This window comes from Pseudonocardia alni, from assembly GCF_002813375.1.
GTDB classification, from domain to species: domain Bacteria; phylum Actinomycetota; class Actinomycetes; order Mycobacteriales; family Pseudonocardiaceae; genus Pseudonocardia; species Pseudonocardia alni.
On record NZ_PHUJ01000003.1, the window covers coordinates 3,771,382 to 3,791,912 of the forward strand.

22 protein-coding genes and 1 tRNA gene are annotated in these 20,531 nt (G+C 73.9%); 8 read left to right on the top strand and 15 right to left on the bottom strand.

All coding sequences use genetic code 11. The features are described from left to right. Positions 1–115 precede the first annotated feature (115 nt). Genes pstC through pstB form a run of 3 tightly spaced genes read left to right on the top strand, consistent with a single transcriptional unit; the run spans position 116 to position 2,968 of the window. Positions 116–1,060 carry a phosphate ABC transporter permease subunit PstC gene (gene pstC / locus ATL51_RS18680; RefSeq protein WP_073575849.1) on the top strand — a complete coding sequence of 315 codons (945 nt, stop codon included), beginning with the start codon at positions 116–118 and terminating at the stop codon, positions 1,058–1,060. Position 1,061: 1 nt separating this feature from the next. Continuing rightward, complete coding sequence (pstA, locus tag ATL51_RS18685) at positions 1,062–2,177, top strand: phosphate ABC transporter permease PstA (RefSeq protein WP_073575850.1); 1,116 nt, start codon at positions 1,062–1,064, stop codon at positions 2,175–2,177. Between the two features lie 11 nt (positions 2,178–2,188). Further along, positions 2,189–2,968: a phosphate ABC transporter ATP-binding protein PstB gene (gene pstB, locus ATL51_RS18690; protein ID WP_100879372.1), complete on the top strand. Its 780-nt coding sequence runs from the start codon at positions 2,189–2,191 to the stop codon at positions 2,966–2,968. Between the two features lie 68 nt (positions 2,969–3,036). Here pstB and ATL51_RS18695 read toward each other — a convergent pair whose 3' ends face one another. The 7 genes from ATL51_RS18695 to ATL51_RS18725 all read right to left on the bottom strand — a co-directional run bounded on the left by ATL51_RS18695 (position 3,037) and on the right by ATL51_RS18725 (position 10,062). Then, a complete protein-coding gene (locus ATL51_RS18695) occupies positions 3,037–3,699 on the bottom strand; it encodes a phosphate signaling complex PhoU family protein (RefSeq protein WP_100879373.1) in 663 nt (220 codons plus the stop codon). A gap of 70 nt (positions 3,700–3,769) precedes the next feature. Beyond that, complete coding sequence (locus ATL51_RS18700) at positions 3,770–3,970, bottom strand: dodecin domain-containing protein (protein WP_100879374.1); 201 nt, start codon at positions 3,968–3,970, stop codon at positions 3,770–3,772. Between the two features lie 98 nt (positions 3,971–4,068). Further along, positions 4,069–4,725 carry a phosphate signaling complex protein PhoU gene (gene phoU, locus ATL51_RS18705; RefSeq protein WP_062399711.1) on the bottom strand — a complete coding sequence of 219 codons (657 nt, stop codon included), beginning with the start codon at positions 4,723–4,725 and terminating at the stop codon, positions 4,069–4,071. Positions 4,726–4,821: 96 nt separating this feature from the next. Continuing rightward, positions 4,822–6,426 carry an LCP family protein gene (locus ATL51_RS18710; protein WP_157818431.1) on the bottom strand — a complete coding sequence of 535 codons (1,605 nt, stop codon included), beginning with the start codon at positions 6,424–6,426 and terminating at the stop codon, positions 4,822–4,824. Between the two features lie 784 nt (positions 6,427–7,210). Then, entirely contained in the window at positions 7,211–8,098 is an 888-nt protein-coding gene (locus ATL51_RS18715; protein ID WP_073575855.1) for a GGDEF domain-containing protein, read from the bottom strand. A gap of 152 nt (positions 8,099–8,250) precedes the next feature. Continuing rightward, a complete protein-coding gene (gene dusB / locus ATL51_RS18720) occupies positions 8,251–9,372 on the bottom strand; it encodes a tRNA dihydrouridine synthase DusB (protein WP_100880800.1) in 1,122 nt (373 codons plus the stop codon). A gap of 108 nt (positions 9,373–9,480) precedes the next feature. Continuing rightward, positions 9,481–10,062: a superoxide dismutase family protein gene (locus tag ATL51_RS18725; protein WP_100879376.1), complete on the bottom strand. Its 582-nt coding sequence runs from the start codon at positions 10,060–10,062 to the stop codon at positions 9,481–9,483. A gap of 343 nt (positions 10,063–10,405) precedes the next feature. Between ATL51_RS18725 and ATL51_RS18730 the strand changes: the two genes are divergently transcribed. Continuing rightward, positions 10,406–10,478: transfer RNA gene (locus ATL51_RS18730), tRNA-Lys, on the top strand. Between the two features lie 981 nt (positions 10,479–11,459). On the opposite strand, the gene ATL51_RS18735 is transcribed toward ATL51_RS18730, so the two are convergent. Both ATL51_RS18735 and ATL51_RS18740 read right to left on the bottom strand, forming a co-directional pair. Then, positions 11,460–12,722 (bottom strand): dicarboxylate/amino acid:cation symporter, encoded by a 1,263-nt coding sequence (locus ATL51_RS18735; RefSeq protein WP_208623030.1) that lies wholly within the window; start codon positions 12,720–12,722, stop codon positions 11,460–11,462. An 11-nt stretch (positions 12,723–12,733) separates the two neighbouring features. Then, the gene (locus ATL51_RS18740) at positions 12,734–13,471 is read right to left on the bottom strand and encodes a GntR family transcriptional regulator (RefSeq protein ID WP_100879378.1); all 738 of its coding nucleotides are present in this window, start codon (positions 13,469–13,471) and stop codon (positions 12,734–12,736) included. A 163-nt stretch (positions 13,472–13,634) separates the two neighbouring features. On the opposite strand from ATL51_RS18740, the gene ATL51_RS18745 reads away from it, so the two are divergent. Continuing rightward, positions 13,635–14,159, top strand: a complete 525-nt coding sequence (locus ATL51_RS18745) for a PadR family transcriptional regulator (RefSeq protein WP_100879379.1) — start codon at positions 13,635–13,637, stop codon at positions 14,157–14,159. Further along, positions 14,152–15,162 (top strand): BtrH N-terminal domain-containing protein, encoded by a 1,011-nt coding sequence (locus ATL51_RS18750; protein WP_100879380.1) that lies wholly within the window; start codon positions 14,152–14,154, stop codon positions 15,160–15,162. Before ATL51_RS18745 ends, ATL51_RS18750 begins: the two co-directional genes overlap by 8 nt. 12 nt (positions 15,163–15,174) lie before the next feature. On the opposite strand, the gene ATL51_RS18755 is transcribed toward ATL51_RS18750, so the two are convergent. After that, positions 15,175–15,483, bottom strand: coding sequence for a VOC family protein (locus ATL51_RS18755; RefSeq protein WP_301549082.1), 309 nt, complete (start codon positions 15,481–15,483; stop codon positions 15,175–15,177). 225 nt (positions 15,484–15,708) lie between these two features. Here ATL51_RS18755 and ATL51_RS29520 point away from each other — a divergent pair, with 225 nt between their 5' ends. After that, positions 15,709–16,653 (top strand): acetyltransferase, encoded by a 945-nt coding sequence (locus ATL51_RS29520; protein WP_301549083.1) that lies wholly within the window; start codon positions 15,709–15,711, stop codon positions 16,651–16,653. Positions 16,654–16,658: 5 nt separating this feature from the next. Here the strand turns inward: ATL51_RS29520 and ATL51_RS18765 are convergent, their stop codons facing one another. Then, positions 16,659–17,099, bottom strand: a complete 441-nt coding sequence (locus tag ATL51_RS18765; RefSeq protein WP_157818432.1) for an NUDIX domain-containing protein — start codon at positions 17,097–17,099, stop codon at positions 16,659–16,661. A gap of 32 nt (positions 17,100–17,131) precedes the next feature. Here ATL51_RS18765 and ATL51_RS18770 point away from each other — a divergent pair, with 32 nt between their 5' ends. Then, on the top strand, positions 17,132–17,482 hold the full coding sequence (locus ATL51_RS18770) for a TraR/DksA family transcriptional regulator (protein ID WP_167410017.1): 351 nt from the start codon (positions 17,132–17,134) through the stop codon (positions 17,480–17,482). On the opposite strand, the gene ATL51_RS18775 is transcribed toward ATL51_RS18770, so the two are convergent. The 4 genes from ATL51_RS18775 to ATL51_RS18795 form a co-directional block, all read right to left on the bottom strand. Then, entirely contained in the window at positions 17,445–17,633 is a 189-nt protein-coding gene (locus tag ATL51_RS18775; protein WP_073575884.1) for a hypothetical protein, read from the bottom strand. The genes ATL51_RS18770 and ATL51_RS18775 overlap by 38 nt on opposite strands. Then, positions 17,630–19,009 (bottom strand): sensor histidine kinase, encoded by a 1,380-nt coding sequence (locus ATL51_RS18780; protein ID WP_167410018.1) that lies wholly within the window; start codon positions 19,007–19,009, stop codon positions 17,630–17,632. The genes ATL51_RS18775 and ATL51_RS18780 overlap by 4 nt, the downstream gene beginning before the upstream one ends. A 14-nt stretch (positions 19,010–19,023) precedes the next feature. Then, positions 19,024–19,770, bottom strand: coding sequence for a response regulator transcription factor (locus ATL51_RS18785; protein ID WP_100879384.1), 747 nt, complete (start codon positions 19,768–19,770; stop codon positions 19,024–19,026). A 317-nt stretch (positions 19,771–20,087) separates the two neighbouring features. Continuing rightward, entirely contained in the window at positions 20,088–20,513 is a 426-nt protein-coding gene (locus tag ATL51_RS18795) for a DUF4383 domain-containing protein (RefSeq protein ID WP_100879386.1), read from the bottom strand. Positions 20,514–20,531 lie beyond the last annotated feature (18 nt).

Consider the following 20,531-nt stretch of genomic DNA (forward strand, 5'->3'; position numbering starts at 1 on the left):
GTCGGATGTCATCTAGCCAGGGGCCCCGGGCCGTGTTCATCATGGACACCGAGCCCGGGGTTCCCCGGTGCCGTCCTCCCCTGCCCAGCGCACGATCGCACCCCCAGGGATCACTGTGACCACCACGGAAACGAAGCCCGAACCCGTATCGGGCAAGCCTCCGGGCCAGCTCGGTGACCGCATCTTCGCCGGTTCGGCGAAGGGTGCGGGGATCCTGATCCTGGTCGTCCTCGCCGGGGTCGCCGCGTTCCTCGTCTCCGAGGCCGCGCCCGCTCTCGTCGCTCCGGCGGAGGAGGTGCACGGTGGGCTCGCCGCCTACATCGCCCCGCTCATCTTCGGCACGGTCCTCGGTGCCGTGATCGCCTTGCTGATCGCGACGCCGCTCGCGGTCGGTGTCGCGTTGTTCATCAGCCACTACGCGCCCCGCCGGCTCGCACAGGGGCTGAGCTACGTCGTCGACCTCCTGGCGGCGGTCCCGTCGATCGTCTACGGGTTCTGGGGTGCCTTCACCCTCGCCCCCGCGTCGGTCGCGCTGAGCGTCTGGCTCAACGACTACCTCGGCTGGATCCCGTTGTTCGCCGGGCCGCCCTCGGTCACCGGCCGGACCATGCTGGTCGTCAGTGTCGTCCTCGCCGTGATGATCCTGCCGATCATCACCGCCGTCGCCCGTGAGGTCTTCCTCCAGGCGCCGAAGCTGCACGAGGAGGCCGCGCTCGCCCTGGGTGCCACCCGCTGGGAGATGATCCGGCTCGCGGTGCTGCCGTTCGGCCGCTCGGGCGTCATCTCCGGGGCGATGCTGGGTCTGGGGCGCGCGCTCGGAGAGACGATGGCGGTCGCCACGATCCTGTCGGTCTCCGGAGCGGTGACGCTGAACCTGATCAGCAGCGAGAACCCGTCGACGATCGCGGCGAACATCGCCCTGCAGTTCCCCGAGGCCTCCGGGCTCGACGTGAACGTCCTGATCGCCTCCGGCCTCGTGCTCTTCGTGATCACGCTGCTGGTGAACATGCTCGCCCGTTACATCGTCGAGCGCCGCCGCGACTTCTCCGGAGCGAACTGAGATGTCCACCGGAACCGAACGCAACCGCACCGACACCGAGGTACCCGTGACCAGTACCGGTCTGGAGACCCCCGCCGCGACGCCCACGGTGCTGCGCCGTACGGGAAGCCTGCCGAACTGGGCCCCGTGGGCGGTGCTCGTGGCCTCCGCGGTCCTGATGGGTGGGCTCGTCGCACTCCTCGGCTCCGGTGTCGGACTCTGGGTGGTGTCGACCGCCGTCGTGTACGCGGTCGCGACCTACGTCGTGTCCCGGGTCGTCGAGGGCGGTCGCCGGGCCACCGACCGTCTGGTCACCGTCGTGGTCACCACGGCGTTCCTGCTGGCCATGCTGCCGCTGGTGTCGGTCCTCTACACCGTCGTCTCCGAGGGCTGGGCACGGTTCGACGCGACCTTCTTCACCCAGTCCATGCGCGGCATCGTCGGTGTCGGCGGCGGTGGTCTGCACGCCATCCAGGGCACGCTCATCATCACCGGGCTCGCCGCCCTGATGTCGATCCCGATCGGCATCCTGACCGCGATCTACCTGGTGGAGTACGGCAACAACTCGCGCCTGGCGCGGGCCATCACCTTCTTCGTCGACGTGATGACCGGTATCCCCTCGATCGTCGCAGGCCTGTTCGCCTACGCGCTCTTCGCGCTGCTGCTCGGGCCCGGGGTCCGCTTCGGGTTCGTCGGTGCGGTCGCCCTGACCGTGCTGATGATCCCGATCGTGGTCCGCTCCACCGAGGAGATGCTGAAGATCGTCCCGAACGAGCTGCGTGAGGCCGCCTTCGCCCTCGGGGTCCCGAAGTGGCGGACCATCCTGAAGGTCGTCATCCCGACCACCGCCGGCGGTATCGCGACCGGCATCACGCTGGCCGTCGCCCGGGTCATCGGCGAGACCGCGCCGCTGCTGGTCACGGTCGGTGCCGCTCTCGGGATCAACCTCAACCCGTTCTCCGGGCCCATGGCGACGCTGCCCGTCTTCTCGTACTACTCCTACGCGGTGCCCGGCATCCCGCGTGAGGCGTTCATCGACCGGGCGTGGACCGCGGCTCTGGTGCTGATGCTCATCGTCATGGTGCTGAACATCCTCGCCCGCGTCATCTCCCGTATTTTCGCCCCGAAGACCCGATAAGGACTCCCGACATGGGCAAGAGTGTCGAAGCCAAGGACCTGAACATCTACTACGGGTCGTTCCTCGCCGTCGAGGGCGTCAACATGACGATCAAGCCGAAGACCGTGACGGCCCTCATCGGCCCGTCCGGCTGCGGCAAGTCGACCTTCCTGCGGTCGATCAACCGGATGCACGAGAACATCCCCGGCGCCCGCGTCGAGGGCCGGCTCGAGCTCGACGGCCAGGACCTCTACGGCGCGAACGTCGACCCGGTCGGCGTCCGCCGCCAGATCGGCATGGTCTTCCAGCGGCCCAACCCGTTCCCGACGATGTCGATCTACGACAACGTGATCGCCGGGATGAAGCTCAACAACAAGAAGGCCTCGAAGTCCGAGTTCGACGACACCGTCGAGCGGTCGCTGCGCGGCGCGAACCTCTGGAACGAGGTCAAGGACCGGCTCGACAAGCCCGGCTCGGGCCTGTCCGGTGGTCAGCAGCAGCGGCTCTGCATCGCCCGCGCGATCGCGGTGCGCCCGGACGTCCTGTTGATGGACGAGCCCTGCTCGGCGCTGGATCCGATCTCCACGCTGGCGATCGAGGACCTGATCAACGAGCTGAAGAACGACTACACGATCGTCATCGTGACCCACAACATGCAGCAGGCGGCGCGGGTCAGCGACTTCACCGGCTTCTTCAACATCGAGGGCACCGGCAAGCCCGGCAAGCTGGTCGAGCTCGACGAGACCAAGACGATCTTCTCCCAGCCGAAGCAGAAGGCGACCGAGGACTACGTGTCCGGTCGCTTCGGCTGAGTCCCCGCAGCACGACGACGGCTCCGGCCCCCTCAGACGGGCCGGGGCCGTCGTCGTCGCGGGTGGGGTCAGAGCGCGGGCAGCTCGTCCACGGTGCCGCCGGTGACGGCGTAGACGACGTGGTCGGCCAGGTGCACGCAGTGGTCGGCGTAGCGCTCGTGGAAGCGGGCCAGCAGCGCGGCGTCGACGGCGGCGGGCACCCCCGCGGTCCAGCCCGGGCCGAACATCAGCTCGAAGACCTGGCGGTGCAGGGCGTCGACGACGTCGTCGTCGTCACGCAGCTCGGCGGCGAGGACGACGTTGTGGGTACGGAGCGCCTCGACGGCCTTGTCGCCCATGGCCGCGACCCGGGCCCCGTAGTCGCGGAACAGCGGGCGGGCCTGCTCGGCGAGCACCGCACGGTCCGCGTTGCGAACGACGGTGGCCGCGACGTGCCGGGCCAGATCGCCCATCCGCTCCAGCTGCTGGGCGCACCGCAGGGCGGTGATCACCGAGCGCAGCGGCGTGACCATCGGCTGGTGGATGTTCATGGTCTCGACGGCGAGCAGCTCGATCGCGTCGCGGTGGCCGTCGATGACGGGGTCGCGGGAGACGACCTGCTCGGCGAGCCGGGGGCGGTGGCGCAGGAGCGCCTCGGACGCGTCGCGGAACGCGGAGGCGACGAGCGGACCCATCTCGTCGAGCATGGACCGGAGCTGCGTCAGGTTGTCGTCGAGCGTCTCCCTGCGCATGGCGACGACCTTAGATCGGAGTCCGTGGCCGATTCGGCCCGGGACCGGTGAACGCTCGGTGAACGCCAGGTCAGGCGGCGCGGGCCCGCAGGCCGACGCGCAGGCCGACCCGGAAGCGCTCGGTGGAGCCGAGGACGGTTGATCGGACCCCGGTCACCTCGAACCACTCGAGGGCGTGTCCGGCCCGGCTCATGCCGTCCCGGATCGCCGCCTCGACGCTCTCGTCCGAGGTCCCGACGACCTCTGTGACGACGCAGCCCGCGTGTTCCATGACGCAGACGTGCCCTCGGCGTCGCACCGTCAAACTCGATCGGTCGGCCGTTCGCCGAGCGGGGTGTATCGACTACGTCGAACGGGGCAACAACACTCTCAGACGGCGAGCGGACCGGGCATCTGACCGGTCACGACGTACACGATCCGGCGAGCGACGGCGACGGCGTGGTCGGCGTACCGCTCGTAGAAGCGCGCGAGCAGTGCGACGTCGACCGCGGCGGACACCCCGTGGGTCCAGTTGCGGTCCATCAGCACGGTGAACATGTGCTGGTGGATGTCGTCGACGGCGTCGTCGTCCGCCTCGAGCTCGTTCGCCGCGTCCAGGTCACGGGTACGGATGACCCGCCCGGCCTTCTCCGCGAGCTCCACACCGACCCGGCCCATCTCGGCGAAGTACGACTTCACCTCGTCGGGCAGCACGGTCTGCGGGTGCCGGCGACGGGCGGCCTGGGCGACGTGCAGGGCGAGGTCGCCCATGCGCTCGATGTCGCCCGCACCGTGGATCGCGGCGACGACGACCCGCAGGTCGGTCGCGACCGGTGCCTGCAGGGCGAGCAGGCCGAAGGCCCGGTGCTCCGCGGCGGCACGGACGTCGTCGATCTTGATGTCCTCGGAGATGACCTGCTCGGCGAGCTGGAGATCGGCCTCGAGCAGCGCTGTCGTGGCGCGCGCCATGGCACGTGCGACGTCGTCGCACATGTCTGCCAGGCCGGAGGCCAGCTCGTCCAGCTGCTCCTGATAGGTGTCGCGCATGTCCCGAGCCTAGGCCCCCGGACGGGAAGGTTCAGCTGCAGCGGGTGAACCCGCCGTGAACGCTGGACGACATCCCCCGTTCGGGGTATGGGCGTGTCAGCCGCAGTCGGCGTCGTCGGAGGGGACGGCCTGCACCGGGGCCGCGTCGCCGGCCCCGACGACGAGCTCCAGCACCCGGCTCCCGGTCGGGTCCGGGACCGGCCGCGCGCCGGGCAGCGCCTCCACGAGCGTGCCCGCGGCGTCGGTGTTGTCGGGGGAGTAGCGGACCTGCGCGCCGGGTGCGGCCGGACCGGGCGTGACGGTGCCGATCTCGTAGCCGCGTTCGCGCAGGTCCGCGGCGATCCGGTCGGCCGCTCCGGGGCGTCCGGTCGCGTCGACCAGGTTCACGACGGTGCCCGGCGCGGGGGCGGCCGCGGACCGGGAGGCCGGCGCGGTCGCGCTCTCGGGCAGCGGCTCGTGCTCGCGCAGCGCGGAGAACAGGGTGCGAGCCTCGGAGCGGCGCAGCTCCAGCTGGCCCCGCGTGTTGGGGGCCTCGGTGACCGGGACCGACAGGAACACCGGGGTGTCGGCGTCGCCGGCGGCGCCGGACCGTGCGAGCCCGCGGGCGAGGGTGAGGATCTCGCCGGCGTCGACTCCGTCCGCCGACAGTGCCGACGACACCCCGGCCGCGGAGCGGCCCGGGGCCCCCGGGGTCAGCAGCGACGCGGTCGAGAGCGCGTCGCCGAGCGCGGCGGCGAGCACGCGTTGCTGGCGCCGGACCCGGTTCGCCGGGGAGCTGTCCGCGGTGCCCGCGGCGGAGGCGAACCGGACCGCGGTGGGCCCGTCGAGTTCCACGGTGCCGGAGCCCTCCACGACCGGGCCGAGCACCGGGTCCACGACCGGACGCTCGGTGCAGACCTCGATCCCGCCGACGGCGTCGACCAGCTGCGGGGTCCCGGCCAGGTCGAGCGCGACGACGCCGCTCATCGGCATGCCGGTCAGCTGCTGGACGACGCCGACGCTGCAGGCCGGGCCGCCGACGTCGTAGGCGGTGGCGAAGGCGGTGCGGGACTCAGCGGGCACGGTGTCGCCGTAGGTGCCGGTGGCGGCGTCGAAGCGCCGGCACGGCGGCCGGGACACCTCCAGCGTCGCGGGGATCGACAGGGTGACGGCCGGTCCGCCGCCCGCGGGCCGGTGGACCAGGACCGCCGTGTCGGTGCGCGCGGACTCCGCGGTGCCCGCGCGGTCGGCCTGCAGACCCAGCACCAGGACGTTGCGGTCGCCGGCCTGGACGTCGGCGTCGAGGATCGCGTCGCTGTCCCTGGCGAGGGCGGCGACGTCGCGGACGCCGTCGTGCACCTCGCTGCGCCCGGCGAACCCGTAGGCGGTGGTGACCAGGACGAGGATCGCGGCCGCCGCTGCGCCGATCCGCAGCGCGCGGGCGCGGGCGTCGAGCCGGGCCGGTGGCGGGGTCTCGCCCGGTCCCGGCTCCGCGACCCCGGGAGCGTCCGCCTCCGGCGTGGGCTCCTGCGCCGTGGTGGTGTCCTCGGCGGGCGGGTCGTCCCGGTAGCGACGACGACGGCGGCGCGGCACCAGCGCGTCGAAGACCTCGGTGACGCGCGAGTCCGCGGCGCCGCGGCGGGCGGGCCGCGGCGGCGGCACGCCCGCTCCGGTCTCGGTGTCGCCGTCGGTCGCACCGCTCCGGGGGACCCCGGCGCTCACGGCGTCGCCCGTGTTCCGGCCGGCTCCGGTGCTCCGGGGGGCCCGGGTGTCCGGACGGGCTGCGGCGGGCGGGGTCGCCCCGGTGTCCGCGGTCGGGCGGGCAGCGGTGCTCGGTGTGGTCCCGGGGGTACCGCCCCGGGGCGCCGGGGTGGCCCCGGTGCCGGCGCCGATCCGGGTGGACGGGGTGGAGGAGCGTGCGGTGGCCGGGGCCGTCCCCGGGGTGCGGGCGGGCCGGCCACCGGGCGTCGCCGGACGGGCGGTGCCGCCCGCGGGCGGCACCGGGGTGGTCCGCCCCGGGTCGCCGTCGCGCGGGCGTTGCGGTGCCGGCGGCTCACCGGGACGGCGGGGTACGGGTCCGCCGCGCACGCGTCGCACACCGGTCGGGGGGACCGGGCCCGGCGGCGGGGCGTCGGCGGGCCGCGGCTGCGGGCCGGAGGGGTGGGTCCCGGTGACGGGCCGCGGCTGTGGCCCGGAGGGGTGGGTCCCGGTGGCGGGACGGGGCTGCGGGCCGGAGGGCCGCACGCCGGGGCGCACCTGCGGGCCCGACGGGTGCGCTCCGGGCGGCGGGACCTGCGCCCCGGGAGGGCCCTGCGGCGCGGGGGGCGCGGGCGGGCCCGCGTCGTCCGGGCGCCGACGCGTACGCCGGGACCGGCGCACCTCGTCGTCGCCGTCCTGCACCGGGCCTCCTCGTCGCGACCGCCGGAGCGGAAGCGCGTGACGGGCGCGGCGTCGGGGGAGCGCGCCCTTCCGGGATCATGCGGTCGCAGGGACCGCACGGGGGATCTTATTCGGCCCGGCTCGGCGCGGGTGGCGCGGGGCGCGACGCGCCCTGCTCCGGTTGGGGGATCGACCGGCGTCCGGATGCCGGGCCGGCGAGGCTCACCCGGCCGTCGGCGTCGCGGTGGGCGACGGCGTTCCGGCCCGCCTGCTTGGCCGTGTAGAGGAGCACGTCGGCCTCGGTGACGAGGGCCTCGACGTCGTCGTCGCCGGGACGGGACCGGGCCACGCCGATGCTGATCGTCATCCGCAGGTCGGGGTGCAGGTCGCTCCAGTCGTGCGCGGCGACGCTCTCCCGGGCGGTCTCGCAGGCCGCGACGCCCTCCTCGGCCGTCAGCCCGGGCAGCACCAGCGCGAACTCCTCGCCGCCGTAGCGGGCGCAGAACGCCCCGGGCGGCAGGGCCCGGCCCAGCTCCAGCACCATCCGCTGCAGGACCCGGTCCCCGAACGGGTGCCCGTGGGTGTCGTTGACCAGCTTGAAGTGGTCGATGTCGGCGAGCGCCAGGCAGACCGGCAGGCCCGTGCCCGCGGCGAGCAGGTCGATCAGCCGCTCGTCGAGGTAGCGGCGGTTGTACGACGCCGTCAGGCTGTCGCGGCGGCTCTGCTCACGGGCCTCGGCGTGCTCGCGGCGGAGCCGGTCGAGCTCGTCGGGGGGGCTGGGGGCGTTGAGGCCGTGCAGGAGCCGGACGGCCTCGCGCAGGTGCAGGTAGGCCTGCTCGTAGCGACGGTGCTCCGCGAGCCGCTCGGCGGCCGCGGTGTGCAGGGCCGCGCGGGCCGCGGGGGAGGCGGGGGCGACGTCGTCGCCCGGCGTGTCGGGTCCGGGAGCGGGGGGCGACGGGTCGAGACGGCGTGCGGACCGCACGAGCCTGCGCACCGTCCATGCGGTGTCGGTCATGGTCCACCTCCCCGTCGTCGAGCCGTTCGGCCACTGGGATTGTTCATCGGTGACACCCCCGGGACGCTTGAGGCGTACGGCGCGTCGGCACCCGTTCGGCGCCCTGGTTCCCCCGGGTCGGGGTACGCGTGTTCGCCCCGGGGTCGCCGTGATCAACCTCCGGAGTGCTCCACGTCCGCCCCGAAGGGGATCGACGGGTCGTCCGGGTCGTCGAGCCAGTGCTCGGGCAGCACGACGCGACCGGGTGACCCCTGGCGCCCGCGCGGACCGTCGGCGTCGGCCGGGAACGGCTCGTCCGGGTCCAGCCCGGACAGCAGCTCGTCGAGGTGATCGATCGACTCCACCATCCCGAGGCTGCGCCGCAGCTCCGGGCCGACCGGGAAGCCCTTGAGGTACCAGGCGATGTGCTTGCGCACGTCGCGGATGCCCTTGTGGTCGCCCATGTGCTCGCACAGCAGCACGGCGTGCCGGCGCAGCGTCGCGGCGACCTGGCCCAGGTTCGGCGGGGCGGGCAACTCGCGGCCGGCGAACGCGGCCTCCAGGTCCCCGAACAGCCACGGCCGGCCCAGGCAGCCCCGGCCGACCACGACGCCGTCGCAGCCGGTCCGGGCGACCATGTCCAGGGCGTCCTGCGCGGAGAAGATGTCACCGTTGCCCAGGACCGGGACGTGCGCCGGGACGGCGTCGCGCAGCCGGGCGATCTCGTCCCAGTCCGCGGTGCCGGAGTAGCGCTGGGCGGCGGTGCGGGCGTGCAGCGCGACGGCGACGGCGCCCTCGTCGACGGCGATCCGCGCGGCCTCGAGGTGGGTGTGGTGCTCGTCGTCGATACCGATGCGCATCTTCACGGTGACCGGGCGGTCCCCGGCGCCGGTGACCGCGGCCCGCACGATCCGGCGGAACAGCTCCCGCTTGAACGGCAGCGCCGCTCCGCCACCACGACGGGTGACCTTGGGGACCGGGCAGCCGAAGTTCATGTCGATGTGGTCGGCCAGGTCCCGCTCGACGATCATCTCCGCGGCCCGCTGCATCGACACCGGGTCGACGCCGTAGAGCTGCATCGAGCGGGGGTGCTCGTCCGCGTCGAAGGCGATCATGCGGAACGTCAGCGGGTTCTTCTCGACCAGCCCGCGAGCGGTGATCATCTCGCAGACGTAGTAGCCGGCGCCCTGCTCACGGCACAGACGGCGGAACCCGGGGTTGGTGATGCCGGCCATCGGCGCGAGCACCACGGGGGTGTCGACCTCGAACGGGCCGATGCGCAACGGCGGCAGCACGCGGTCACGGCGGGCGGGGGTGTCCGTCCGCGCGTCGCGGACGCTGTCCAACACGGTCACGCCCACCAGTGTCCCAGGCCCGCGTGGCGGCGCCGACCTGGGCGTCGGTCAGAAGTCGACGGTGATGCAGCCGGGGCGTCCGCCCGCGGTGCCCGCGTGCCCGGCGTGGGTGGCGGTCGGCTCCTCGTGGAGGACCACGGACTCCGCTCGCCGGTCGTCCGGGAAGACCCACGGGACGGTGCTGGTCGACTCGCCGGCGCCGTTCGCGTCGGTGGTCACGTCGAGCCAGATCTCGTTCATCGGGTTCGCGTAGGACGGGTCGACGCTCGGCGTCACCGGGTCCTCGGAGAACTGGTAGTGCGGGCCCGCGTCGGTGCCCGCGGCCGCGGTGCAGGGCTTCGTGTGCGCGTGCGCGCCATAGGTCCGGTTCGGCACCAGACCGCTCACCCGCAGCGTGGTGACGGTCGAGCCGTCCTGCTCGGCGCTGGTGACCTCGACGGTCGAGCCGGCCGGGACCAGCGCGGCGTCGTAGGTGTGGGCGGGTCCCTCGCCGCCCTGGGCGAACGTCGCGGAGACCCGGGTCGCGGCGCTCTGCGACCGCTCGCCGTCGCCGCTGCCGCCGCAGGCGGTGAGGACGAGCGCAGCGGCGCCGAGCAGGGCGATCGAGGCGACGGAGCGTACGTGGATCATGCCGACGATGATCGTTCGTCGGGCTGGGGTGGGCACTGCGAGAACGGACATCGGGGCAGGTTCCACCGGTTCGTGTGGCGGCCACGCCCGGTCCCCGTACCTCCCCGCAGGCGGCCCCGCGGCCCGCACGTGCCCGCGACGCCGCCCGGCCCGCCCGGGAACCGCTCTGCGACAGCGGATCCGGTCGTTCGGTGGGGGCGCCGCGGTGAGCGACACCCGACACGGTGATGGTGTCGCGACGACGAGATGCCCGGTTGCGGACGGTAAGATGGCGTCCGGTTCGCCACGACCGGCCGGGGGTAACCGGTGGCGGGCCGGGCCCGGGGTGTCCGGGGTCGGTCAGGGGCCTCTAGCTCAATCGGCAGAGCAGCGGACTTTTAATCCGCGGGTTCGGGGTTCGATCCCCCGGGGGCCCACACAATCCGCAGGTGAGAGCGATGCGTCCGGCTCGCCTTCAAGATCAGAGTACGCTTTTGGGACAGTTTTCGTGTCCTCGGTGAACATGTCCTCCAGGAGGTCGGCGGTCTGACGGTCGGTGAGCCGCCGCCCGAGATGGCGGTCCTGGGTCATGCTGATCTTCGCGTGACCGAGCTGGTCGCTGATCTTCCGGACAGGACGTGCGAGTCGTCAAGGCGCCGCCTGCGGCGGCGCAGGCCGGCCACGCCGGCCACGCCGCTTCGCTCACCACACCTCCCGCCCGTTCGCGGCGTCGGGGCAGGCTGTCCGGCCCTGCTCCGTGATGGCCCCCTGAACGATCCCGGCGGCCCGGTCGTTGACGTGGCACATCTCGACGCGGTTGCTCATCCCCGAGGCGTCGCCTTGTTGAGTCCGTCGTCCGGGGCCTTGCCTCGGCGGCGACGTCGTGTCGACCCCGACAACGACGAGGCGCCGTACAGACGCCCTGGAGCCGGTCGGCCGGGTGGTCGAGGACGTCCGAGAGTGGATGGCGAACCCTCAGGGGCAGCGGGGAGCGCGCCCGCTCGGCGACTGCGATCAGGGCGTCGGGATCACCGCAGAGACGGACTGCGGAAGAGGGGCTTGACGCGAGCGGGAGCGATACCTACCTTCTCACTCGAACTTGGACGGCCTGAACGCCAGAGGGACGGCGAAGGATCGAGACGAGCGGGAGGGTGATCATCAGAGAAGCCTCCGGACATCTGGATCAGTAGAATCTGTCTCCGTAAATGCGGGGCCCAGCCATCAGGCTGGGCCCCGCTTCACGTCATGGGACTTGATCGGGCCTGACCCTTCTGCGCTGCGCTTGAAGGACCGGACCACGCCTGCCCGCGTTGTCCCGGCCCGGGTGAGGTCGCTGCCGGGGGGGTATCCGACTGCGGAGCAGGTCCGGACCCTGACCGACATGACTGCCGAGGCTCGCGAACGCGTGATTCCGCCGGTCAGGCTCCCGGGCCGCTCCCGACCGCCGTGTCCGCCGGGTCCCCGGCGCGCACACCGTCGTAGACGTCCCGGTCGATCTCCCCGTCGGGGTGTGCGACGAGCATCGCCACCAGGGTGTCGGCGTTGACGTTGAGGAACGTCCGCAGGATCCCGGTGAACCAGTCGACGGCGATGAGCAGCCCGGCGGCCGCCGGCGGCAGCCCGAGGGTGGTGGCGAGGAACAGGGCCACGACGGGGAACCCGCCCGGCACGGTGATGGTGCCCATGTTGAGCAGGATCGCGAGAACCATCCCGAACACGATCTGCCCGGCCGACAGGTCGACGCCGCCGGCCTGGGCGAGGAACAGCACGACGATCGTGTAGTTGAGGACGGCGCCGTAGGACCCCATGGTCAGCCCCACCGACAGCGTGAAGTTGGCGACCCGCGGGCTCACGCCGACCTTCTCGATCGTGGTGCGCAGGACGGTGGGGTAGGTGACGGCCGAGCTCGTCGTCGTGACCGCGACGGCGGTCTGCTCCGCGAGCGTGCGGGGCAGGCGCGCGGGGTTGAGCCGGGTGCGTGCGGCGACGATCGCCACGAACAGCACGGTGAGCACGACGACGCCCAGCAGGTTGGTGCCGAGGTAGGCCAGCGCCGACCCGACCACGGCGAAGCCGATCCGGCCGGACAGGTCGGCGAGCAGTGCGAAGACCCCGATCGGTGCGACGTACATGACCAGCCGGATGAGGGTGAGCAGGACCTGCTGCAGCTGCCCGACGACGTCGAGGACGAGTGCGTTGCCCGTCGCGTGGACGTGCCGGTTGAGGGCGACGCCGAACAGCAGCGAGAACAGGATGATCGGGACCATCGCCGCCTCGGCCATCGACTCGACGACGTTGGTGGTGAAGAAGCCCAGGACCGTGTCCTGCCAGCTCTCCGGGACCGCCGCGGGCGGCGGCGCGGCGTCCGGCGCGGCCGTCGCGACCATTCCGGCGCCCGGACGGAACAGCAGTCCGAGCACCGCCGCGACCACCGCGGCCACGACCGACAGACCGATCATCCAGGCGAAGGTCCGTAGTGCGAGCCGGCCGGTGCCGGACCCGGTCATCGACCCGCAGGCCGCGATCACCGAGGTCATGACCAGCGGCACGATCGCCATCTGGACGAGCCGGATGAAGGCGTCGCCGACGACCTTCAGGTTGCCGGCCCACTCGCCGGCCACCAGACCGAACACGATCCCGGCGACCGCGGCGAGCGCGATCAGGACGGCGGGATGCTTCATCGCGGCGAGTCTCATGAGGTCCTCACGTCGAGGGTGGCCGGGCCGCGGCGGCGGTCCCGGGTGCCGGTGGCGAGCAGGGCGCGGCCGGCGCGTTCGGTGACGATCTCCAGCGAGGCGCCCATGTGCTGGTGCAGCAGGTGACGCGCGGTGTCGAGCCGTCCGGTGAGGACTGCCTCGGCGACGGCGACGTGCTCGGACACGGCCGCCTCGACGCGGCCGGGGAGCACGTAGTCGTTCATCCGCACCCGCCGGATCCGGCGGTGCACGTCGGCCAGCACCGCGACGAGCTCGGGGTTGCCCGACGCCGCGAGCAGCGTGCTGTGAAACCGTTCGTCCTCCAGCACGAAGCCCGGGCCCGCCTCGGGTGGCTCCTCGAGCATCCGGTGCCAGCGGGCCAGCTCCGCCCGGAGCGCTCCGGCGTCGTGCACGGTGCCCGGGTTCTCCCGGCACCGGTCGATCCCGCGCAGCTCGACCGCGATGCGGACCTCCCAGAGGTCACGCACCCCCGCCAGGTCGGGGACGACGACCGAGTAGCCGTAGTCCTCCTCGCGCTGCAGGAGGCCGTCGGCGACGAGCCGGCCGAGGGCCTCGCGGACCGGGGTGCGGGAGATGCCGAACCGTGCGGCGAGCTTCGGTTCGGTGAGGCGGGTGCCCGCGCCGATGTCGCCGTTGACGACGTCGTCCCGCAGCACGGCGTAGACGCGTTCGCGCAGCGGCGGCGTCCCCGCCTCGTCGACGGCACTCGACATCGACAAGCCTCCTCACCAGCTGTGTCCAGGGCTGGATACAGCAGGCGGAGACGCTAGGAGCGGCACGTTGCGTCGGCGTCTCGCGCCGGTGTCGTCGTGTTTCGCGCGGGGGAGGTCGCGCGCGGGGAGGTCTCGAGCGCTATTCCAGTGCTAGAATACAGCCGTGGAGCTGACCCTCGGCGAGCTCGTCGTCCTCGGGACCCTGGCCGAGCGCCCGCGCCACGGTTACGACATCGAACAGGTCGTCGAGCAGCGCGGCGTCCGCCGCTGGACCGACATCGGCTTCTCCTCGATCTACTACCTGCTCGACAAGCTGACCGCCCGCGGCCTGGCCGAGGCCGACGACGACCGCCCCTCCCCGAAGGCCCGCCGCGTCGTGCGCATCACCGACCGGGGGCGCCGCACCGCGGCCGCCGGCGTCCGCGAGCTGCTCGCCGACGCCGGGATCCCCGCCCGCTCCTTCGTCGCCGGCCTCGCCCACGCGGGCCTGCTCCCCGCGCACGAGGTCGACGAGGCGCTCCGGACCCGGCTCGTCGGCCTCGACGCCCGCATCGACGCGGTCGTCGCCGCCCGCACGGCGCAGGAGCCCCTCCCGCCGGAGGCGCGCGACGTCTTCTCGTTCTCCCTGTCCCAGCTGCGTGCGGAGAGGTCGTGGCTCGCCGAGCGGGTCCAGGTGCCCGATGAGTGATGCATCCACCGGCGTCCCGGCCACGGGAGGCGTCCACTGCGAGACGACGACGCTCGGCGCGCTCCTCGGGCACGCCGGCGTCCACCTCACCGAACCGGTGCTGTTCGGGCTCGGCTCCGGGCTGTCGTTCGTGTACTGGGACTCGAAGCGGCAGCCGGTGCCGTTCCTGGGCGGGCGGGTCAAGCCCTTCGAGCTGACCCGGACCCTCGCCCGCCGTCTCGGCCTCGACCTGCGGGTGCAGGAGACCTCGTCCGCCCGCCGGGGGTGGGACCAGGTGCGCACCCTCGTCGACGACGGCGTGCCCGTCGGGCTGCAGCTCGACAGCCACGACCTGGACTACTTCGGCTCCCGGGTCCACTTCGCGGGTCACGTCGTGGCCCTCCTCGGCTACGACGAGGAGTCCGCGTACCTCCTCGACACCGCGCAGCAGGGCGGCCGGGTCAGCACGAGCCTGGAGAGTCTGGCCCGGGCGCGCGCGGCGCGCGGGCCCATGTCGGCGCCGCACCGATCGTTCACCCTCGGACCGTTCCGGGAGCCGGTCGACCCCGTCCCCGCGATCGTGCCCGCGATCGTCGAGTGCGCCGAGGCGTTCCTGGACCCGCCGATCGCCAACGTCGGGCATCGCGGCATCCGGACGACGGCGAAGCGCGCCCCGTCCTGGCTCGATCGCGTCGAGGACCCGCCCCGGGACCTGCCGCAGATGGCGATGCTCATGGAACGGGCCGGTACCGGCGGGGCACTGTTCCGGACCCTCTACCGCGACTTCCTCACCGCCTGCCTGCCGCTGCTCGACGACGGCGACGGGCCGGGCGGACGCGCCGCGGCGGTCGAACGGGGCCGGGACCTGTTCGCCGAGTCGGCGACGCTCTGGACCCGCGTCGCCGGCCTCGTCGAGCGCGCCGGGGTCGACGGGGATCCGGCCGGCCTGACCGAGGCCGCGCGGCTGCTGCTCCGGATCGCGGACCTGGAGACCGCCGCCATGGGCACGCTCCGGTCGCTCTGAGCCGGGCCGGAGTCAGCCGGTGGACCGGGGCCCGTCCGGCCCGGTCGCCGTCACCACGACGACGCGGCCGTCGGGATCGGTGAACCGGTGGTCGCCGGCGGGCAGCCGGTCGGAGGCGGGTACGGACAGGCCGAGCCGCAGCCGGCCGGTCGTGCGCTCGGGACGGCCCGGGTACAGCTCCAGGACCAGACCGTCGGCCGGCTCGGCGGCGTGGTGCACCGGACCACTGCCGTGCTGCTCGCGCACGAACGCGAGGCCGAGACCGGAGTAGAACTCGCGGCACTCGTCGAGCCGCTCGGTGTAGAGCACCAGCAGCGTCACGCGCGGTCTCATCGAACGGTGCCCCGGGCCCGGCCGCCGCCCGCCGGCACGGCGAGCGCCCCGGGCACAACGACGAGCTGCGGCAGGAGGACGTCCAGGACGGTCACGGGACGATCGTCGACGGTGCCGGCCCCGGTGTCGACCGTGGTCCGGCCCACCCGTCCCGTGGCGGGACACCGGCCGGTGCCGGGCGAACCCGGTCGACACCGCTGCGATCCTGTCCCGGTGAGCAGCTTCCCGACCGTCCGCCCGGCCACCCCCGCCGACCACCCCGGGCTGGTCCGCATCTGGCGCCGCGCCGTCGAGGCCACGCACACCTTCCTCACCGCGGCCGACGTCGACGCGATCGAGACCGAGGTCCGCACGGCGGCCCTGCCGGGTCTGACGGTCCTGGTCGCGCAGCACGACGACGGCACCCCGGTCGGCTGGGTCGGCACCGACGGCCACCGGGTGGAGGCGCTGTTCGTCGACCCGTCCGCGCACGGCGGGGGCGTCGGATCGGCCCTGCTGGCCGCGGCCACCACCGGGATGCCGCGGGTGGAGCTCGACGTGAACGAGCAGAACCCGGGCGCGGTCGGGTTCTACGAGCACCTCGGCTTCGTCCGGACCGGTCGCTCCGGGCGCGACGGGCAGGGCAAACCGTTCCCGCTGCTGCACCTGCGCCGCGACCGGCTCCCCGAGCCGTCCGACCCGGCGTCGTCGACGACCGCGCTGCTGCTCGGCTACGTCGACTTCTACCGCGACCGCGTCCTCGCCAGGTACGCCGCGCTGCCGGTGGCCGACCGTACGACCGGACGGCTGCCGTCGGGCTGGTCTCCCGCGGAGCTGCTGCACCACCTGAGCTGCATGGAGCGCCGCTGGCTGGAGTGGGGCTTCGTCGACGCCGACCTCCCGGACCCCTGGGCCGACCACGTCGACGGGCGGTGGGCGCTGCCGCCCGGGGTCGGCGCGGACGACGTCGTCGCCGCGCTGTCCGCGCAGGGCCTGCGTACCCGCGAGATCGCGGAGTCGGTGGGGCCCGGAGCCGCGGGGTTGCCGAGCGGGCGCTGGGCCGGTGCACCGCCCGCGACGATCGAACGGACCCTGCTGCACGTCGTCCAGGAGTACGCCCGCCACCTGGGCCACCTGGACGTCGTCGTCGAGCTCGCCACCGGCTCCACCGGCGAGTAGCCGCGTCAGGTCGCGACGCGGTGCAGGTCCCACCCGTCGAGCGCGACGCCGGGGCGGCGCCAGGCGTGTCGGACTGCGGCGGTGTGGGCGAACACCGGTCCGGGCAGGGCGTCCGGGTCGGTCCAGGTCCAGGAGTCGGTCGCGTGCGGCTCGGTCACCCGCAGCACGGCGCCGGCGGGCGCGGGCACGTGCACCGCGAACGTGACGCCCGGGCCGTCGAGCCGCACGCACACCGCGACCAGCGTGCCGGAGGCCGCGACGACACCGGTCTCCTCGGCGAGCTCGCGCAGCGCCGCGGCGACGACCGGCTCCCCGCCCTCCAGGTGCCCGCCCGGGAACGACCAGCTCGGGCTCTCCCCGGCGGTGATCCGGTGACCGACGGCGACGGTGCCGTCGGCGCGTTCCAGGACGACCCCGACACCGGACACCGGACGAAAAAGGCTCACCACCGCAGTCTGCCGGGGCGCATCCTGGGGTGGTGGACCCCGCCACCCTCGCCGCCGCCCGCGCCCGCGCACAGGAGTGGGTCGGCTCGCTGCGCCGCGAGCTCGACGCGCTCGCCGACCAGCAGGCCCTGACCAGCCACGACGACGAGCACGACCCCGAGGGCGTCACGATCGCGGTGCAGCGTGCCCAGCTGCAGGGGCTGCTCGCCGCCGCCGAGCAGGAGCGCGACGAGCTCGACCGGGCGGCCGACCGTCTGGCCACGGGCGGCTACGGGCGTTGCGCCGTCTGCGGCGGACCGATCGCGCCGGAACGGCTGGAGGCGCTGCCCGCCGCGACGACCTGCATCAGCTGCGCGTCGGACCCGCGCCGCCGTCGCCGGTAGTCGCTGTCGGGGGTGGGAGCACCGTCACCGTCGGGGTGGGGGAGGTCGTGCCGTTGGGCAGGTCGATCGGCTCCGGCTCGTCGTCGAGGGTCACCCCGCACCCGGCGACGAGCAGCAGCCCCAGCACGGCGGTGCACAGCCGCGTCCTCACGTGTCCACCCCCGGCAGCTCGACGACGACCCGGGTGCCGCCGCCGGGTCGTTCCTCCACCCACACCCGGCCGTCGTGCCGGCGCACGTGCGCGGCGACCAGGGACAGGCCGAGACCGGTGCCGCCGCCGTCGCCGCGGCTGCCGGCCAGGGTGCCACGGGCGAACCGCTCGAACACCGCCAGCCGCTGTTCGGGCGGGATGCCGGGGCCCGCGTCGTCGACCTCGATCCGGGCGTACCGGTCCCGGGGCGCGACGCCGATCCGCCGCGCGCCGCCGCCGTGCGCGTCGGCGTTGTCCAGGAGGTTGCCCAGGATCTGGTCGAGGCGGCGGCGGTCGACCCGCACGGTCACCGGCTCCGGGGCGTCGACCTCGGGGACGTGCTCCCCGCCGCGGACCGCGACGAGCCCGTGGACCAGTGCACCGAGCTCGCCGTCCTCGCGCTGCAGGGTGTCGCTGCGGGAGATCTCCAGCAGGTCCAGGACCATCCGGCGGAAGCGCTGGATCTCGCCGTCGAGCAGCTCGACCGCCTCCCGCGCGGTCGGTGCGAGCTCGTCGCGCCGCCGGGTCAGCACCGCGGCCGCGTTCACCAGCGTCGTCAGCGGCGACCGCAGCTCGTGCGAGACGTCCGCGGCGAACCGGGCGTCGCGCGACACCCGCTGCTCCAGGTCGTCGGCGGTCCGGTTGAAGGTCGCGACGAGCGGGGCGAGCTCGGCGTCGGTGCTCGACGGCAGCCGCGCGGTCAGGTCACCCCCGGCGATCCGTGCCGCGGCCCGGGTCACGGCGGTGAGCGGCAGCAGCGCGCGCCGCCCGGCCCACTGGCCCAGCGCGAGCCCGAGCAGGGCGCTCACCGCGACCCCGGTGAACAGCACGACGCTGAGGAACCTCAGGTTGGCGTCGAGCCGCTGCATCGGGAAGACCTCGACGAACACGTCGCCGCGCGGCATCGGCGCCGCGACGACGACGCTCGGCATCCCCTCCACCATCACCCGCTGCCGCGCCCCGGTCCCGTTCTCCGCCAGTGCCAGCACACCCGCCGGCAGCAGGTCGGGGTCGACCTCGCGGCCGCTGGTCGTCCAGGCGCCGTCGCGGCGCAGCGCGACCGTGGTGTCCGGGGTGCCCGCGAGGCCGGTCAACAAGTCGTCGAGCCCGCCGACGTCGGAGGTGTCGGCCATCGCCCGCTCGACGAGCTGGAGGTTCACCGCGAGCTGCCGGGTCGCGCTCTCCACCCGCTGCTCCACGAGGTAGTACGACGCGAGGTTCCAGGTGACCGTCGCGAACAGCCCGGTCACCACCAGCGACACCCCGGCGAACGCGACGCCGATCCGGTGACGCAGCGGAAGCCGGCCCAGCGGCAGTCGGTCCAGCACGGACCGCATCCTGCCGCGCCCGCTCACCCGCCGCGGCCCGAGGCGGGGGCGGCGCCCGGCAGTGCGGCGTCCGGTCCGGGGTCGCCGACCTTGTACCCGGCGCCGCGCACGGTCAGTACGAGGACCGGCCGGTCCGGGTCGAGCTCGACCTTGCGCCGCAGCCGTCGCACGTGGACGTCCAGCAGCCGGGTGTCGCCGTGGTACTCGTAGCCCCACACCCGCGACAGCAGCTCGTCGCGGGTCACGATCCGCCCGCCCGCCGCGGCGAGCTCGGCGAACAGCCGGAACTCGGTGCGGGTGAGGTGTACCGGGGCGCCGTCGCGGAGCACGGTGCCCTCGTCCGGGCGCAGCTCGACGTCGCCGACGGTGATCCGGCGCGGTGCCGCCGGGGTCGGACGCCGGCGACGCAGCAGCGCCCGGATGCGGGCGGCCAGCTCCCCGGCCACCAGGGGCTTGGTGACGTAGTCGTCGGCGCCCGCCTCCAGGCCGGCAATGACGTCGGCGGAGTCGGAGCGCGCGGTCACCATGATGATCGGCAGGTCACCGGTCTCGCGCAGCCGCCGGCAGACCGTGAGGCCGTCGATGCCCGGCAGCATGAGGTCCAGCAGCACGAGATCGACGCCCGGGCGGGCCGCACTGACCAGGGCCTGCTCGCCGGTGTGGACCGCATCGACGTCGACGCCCTCGTCGCCCAGAGCGAGGCCGAGCGCGCGCCCGATCCGGACGTCGTCGTCGACCAGCAGCACCCGGGTCCGGCCGTGTTCGCTCATGATGACGGCGATTCCACCGGATCCGGGCCGGTTCCGTCGACCCCGGCGCCGGGCCCGACATGATCGTCAGGCGATCGCAAGCCCGACGGGGGCGTGACGGCGGCGCCGCAGCGCCAGCAGGTCTGCGGCGGCCCGCCGTCGTCGGTGGGCGAGGGCATCGCCCCGCAGTCCGGGCAGAGCCGGTCCAGCCAGCACACCGGGTCGCCGACCTCGGCCTCGTGGCCGTGGTCGGGGTGTCGTCCGGTGACCGGGGTCCCGGCGGACGGTGTGTCGGACACACCGCCATCGGACCACGGGGGTCACGCCCCGTCCAGGTCTCAGGCCGCGGCGGCTCCGCGGCGGCCCGGACGCACCACGGGACGGCCGCGCAGCAGGGTCGCGCAGCCGACCATGGCGACGGCGACGACCACCAGGGCCGCGCCCACGGCGTCCAGGGCGACGGCGGCGCTCAGCAGCGCGACGGCGCCACCGGCCACGAGCACCGCCCGCGACGCGGCACCGGAGCGCGCGCAGGCCAGTCCGGCCAGGCCGACGACGAGGTGCAGCACGTTCTGCAGCACCGACACCGGAAGCAGCCCGGCAAGCACCGCGGTACCCGCGCCGGGCAGCACGGCGAGCTCACCGGAGGTCACGCCCGGGACGAAGCCCAGGGCTCCGACCAGCAGGAACGCCGCGGCGAACACCGCCGCGACCGGCTGTACCGGGGTGTAGGGCCGGGAGAACCCGCCCGTCGTCCGCATCATGACCCGACCTCCTCGGTC